This is a genomic window from Nocardioides sp. (assembly GCF_034670285.1).
Lineage (GTDB): Bacteria > Actinomycetota > Actinomycetes > Propionibacteriales > Nocardioidaceae > Nocardioides.
Genome location: NZ_JAXMNS010000404.1, coordinates 1 through 3311 on the forward strand (window position 1 = coordinate 1; position 3311 = coordinate 3311).

The window sequence follows — 3311 nt, forward strand, 5'->3', positions numbered from 1 at the left end:
CACCTGCTGGGTCGTGCACGACCGCTGCCAGGTGGATCGCTCGCTCGAGTCCGACCGCCCGCTGCGACGCGTCGTCACGCTCTGCAACACCGAGACCCCGGGACTCGCCGGGTCACGCAACACCGGGGTCGCGGCGGGTTCTGCGCCGTACGTCGCCTTCTGCGACGACGACGACCTCTGGCGCGCCGACAAGGTGGCTCGTCAGGTCGCTCTCCTGGAGACCGAGGAGGCGGCCTCGATGAACACCGCGGTGACCGGCGTCGCGGTGCACTACGAGGGTCGCACCGTCGAACGCATCCCGAGCGCGGCCGAGCTGACCATCGCCGAGCTGGCGCGACGTCGGGTGATGGCGGCCCACCCGTCGACGGTCCTGGTGCGCCGTTCGGCGCTGAGGGAGTCGATCGGCCCCTTCGACGAGGCGATCCCGGGTGGCTACGGGGAGGACTACGACTGGATGCTCCGGGCCGTCGCGAGCGGACCGGTCGGGGTGCTCGAGGAGGCGCTCGTGGACGTCCGCTGGGGCTCGTCGCAGTTCAGCCGTGAGTGGCAGACCATCGTCGACGCGCTCTCCTACCTGACCCACAAGCACCCCGCTCTCTGCAGCGACCGACGTGCCGCGGGCCGGCTCCAGGGTCAGCAGGCGTTCGCGACCGCGGCCCAGCACCGCAAGGGGGCGGCGGGAGCGATCGCGCGCACCCTCAACCTGGCTCCCACGGAGCCGCGCGCCTACCTCGCCGCCGCGGTGGCCCTGCACCTCGTGAGCGCCGACCGGGTGCTGCACGCCGTCAACCGTCACGGCCACGGGATCTAGTCCGAACGGGGGTCCGACCAACACCGATCGGGTGGACTTGGGGGCGTCGTACCCCACCTGGGGTACGACGCAGTCCGCCGGCGTGCGCTCCGGGGCTACGTTGCCTCGGACACCTGACCCCCAGCGGCCTACCGGGCCGACGACGGAGACTCCCCCTCATGCCCCGATCGACCCCCCGCAGCGGGTTCGCGCTGCTCGTCACCGCGTGCCTCGGCGCGACCCTGCTCATCGGGCCGGGGCGCGGAGCCGTCGCCGCCCCGCCCACGACGCCCAGCACGGCCGCCAAGGCCGCGGCCGCGGACACCTCCCCCTCCAACCGCAAGCGCAAGCGCGACTGCCGGCTCAGCGAGCGCGGCGTCACGCAGTGCCGCCCCCTGGTGGGCGCTGCCCACGGCGCCAACTCCGAGCCCGTCGTGCTGGAGGAGGGCGCCGGTCGTGCGCTCGGCATCCGCCGCACCTACTACACCGGCAGCCAGGTCGACTCCGCCGTGCGCATCGCCGCCGATGACATCTCGAACAACCGGGTGCCGTGGATCAGCTTCAAGCTGCCCTACTCCTGGTCCGACATGGCCTCCGGTCGGGGCGACGCCTGGGCGACCGACCTCGCCAACAAGCTCGACGCGCTCCCCGGTCCGGTGTGGCTCGCCTTCCACCACGAGCCCGAGGGCGACGGTCCCATCGACGACTGGCGACGCATGCAGGAGCGCCTCGCGCCCCTCGTGCGTCAGATCGCCGACAACGTCGCCTACACCGTGGTCCTCACCGGCTGGAACCAGCTGTACGGCGCCCAGGCCTACCGCTTCGACAACATCTGGCCGCGCGACACGAAGGTCGACATCGCCGGCTTCGACCTCTACAACGAGTACGGCCTCACCAAGAACGGCAAGACCGACTACCGGTGGCCGTGCATGACCTGCGTCTTCTACAAGCCGCTGGCTTCCTGGGCGAAGGCCAACGACGTCGCGTGGGGCATCGCCGAGTTCGGCTGGACCGACGAGGCCTCGCAGAAGCGACCCACGTGGCTCAAGCGCACCTACCGGCACGTGCGCAAGCAGGGCGGCGTGGCGTTCACCTACTTCGACACCCCCTACAACAGCCTCGGCTCGTGGGACCTCACCGGTGCCGTGAAGCAGAAGCAGTTCACCGACATCGTTCGTCGCAGTCCCGTGCCGAAGATGCGCTGAGGTCCAGGGCGGTCGCCATCACGGCGGCCGCGGGCGCGATGTCGGAGCCACGCGCCGCGTCGACCAGTCCGGCGTAGCGGGTGGCCACGGCGAGCAGGTAGAGCCGGGCGAGCAGCCCGCCCGGGCCACGGTCGGCGCCCGCCTCCGGCAGCTCGCCGAGGACGACGTCGGCACGCAGCCCGCGTCGACGGGTGGCGCAGTTGACGCGGTAGTGCCAGGCGTCGAGGCCCCGGGGCACCCCCGTCTCGAACCGCTCCCAGTCCCAGAGCAGCAGACGCGAGCCGGCGCGCGCCATGTTCCACGGCGTCCAGTCGCCGTGCCAGGCACCGACCGCGACGGAGGTGGACGCGTCCCGGGTGTCGATCCGCTCCACCGCACGTCGCAGGGGCGCGGCCAGGCCGGGATCGACGACCCGGTCGACCGCCGCCCGCTGACGCTCCCACCAGCCCAGCGCCCCCAGCGCCCCGCTCGGTTCGGCGAAGGCCCCGCTGAGCCGCCCCATCTCGGACAGCGGGGCCGGACCGCACGCGCTCCGGCGCACGGACGCACCGGCGCGCACGGGTGACATCACGACCAGCACGAGCCCGTTCCACGTCGACTCGCCCACCAGCCTCGGCACGACGAGCGGATCGAGGTCGGCGCTCGCCAGGCGACGCAGCGCGACGGCCTCGGCACGCACGTCGTCCCGCGCCTGCTCGGAGTCCCCGACCTTGACGAAGGCCACCGTGCGACCGCGGCGGTCGTAGACCTGGAGCACCGGCTTGCGGTTGACCCGCTCGGGTCCGACACCGAGGCTGAAGGTGACCGGCTCGCCCAGCACGTCCCCGAGGTGGTCCTGCAACGAGTGCCCCGGCTCGTCGACGTGGATGACCACCCGGTCCCGGAGCACCGCTCCACCCGTCGCGCGGGTGAGGCCGGCGGCCGCCAGGCGGGTGAGCACGTCGCGCCGGCTGCTGGCGGCACTGAACCGGCACAGCGCCGCGGGAGCCGCGCGCGCAGGCGCCAACGGCACGAGCAGCTGCGGGCGGCGCCCGTGCGGCACCAGCGCGAACGTGGCCCCGGCCGACTTCCCCGGCTCCCCTGCGCGCTCGATCCGGGCACCGGGCCACAGGGTGCCGGCCGTCGACAGGAGTGCCTCGAGCCCCTCCGAGCCTCGAGTCATGTGCTGCTCACGTGTCCCGCACGCAGGCGAAGAGGTGCCTGCCGTAGTTGTGGCTGTACGGCGCCACGGCGTCGTCGTCCGGTCCGAGGTCGATCACCCGGTCGAAGCTCGTGTGGAGGACCAGGAAGTCCCGGACGTGGTCGGTGTCCCACTC

Annotated in this window: 3 protein-coding genes; 2 read left to right on the forward strand and 1 reads right to left on the reverse strand. The window is 72.8% G+C overall.

Annotated elements, in window-relative coordinates; all coding sequences use genetic code 11:
• Both VOI19_RS16660 and VOI19_RS16665 read left to right on the forward strand, forming a co-directional pair.
• A partial coding sequence (locus VOI19_RS16660; RefSeq protein WP_323794080.1) for a glycosyltransferase family A protein occupies positions 1-811 on the forward strand: 811 nt, incomplete at its 5' end.
• A 158-nt stretch (positions 812-969) separates the two neighbouring features.
• Positions 970-1995, forward strand: a complete 1026-nt coding sequence (locus tag VOI19_RS16665) for a hypothetical protein (RefSeq protein ID WP_323794081.1) — start codon at positions 970-972, stop codon at positions 1993-1995.
• Here VOI19_RS16665 and VOI19_RS16670 read toward each other — a convergent pair.
• Entirely contained in the window at positions 1952-3157 is a 1206-nt protein-coding gene (locus VOI19_RS16670) for a hypothetical protein (protein ID WP_323794082.1), read from the reverse strand. The genes VOI19_RS16665 and VOI19_RS16670 overlap by 44 nt on opposite strands.
• Positions 3158-3311: the final 154 nt, after the last annotated feature.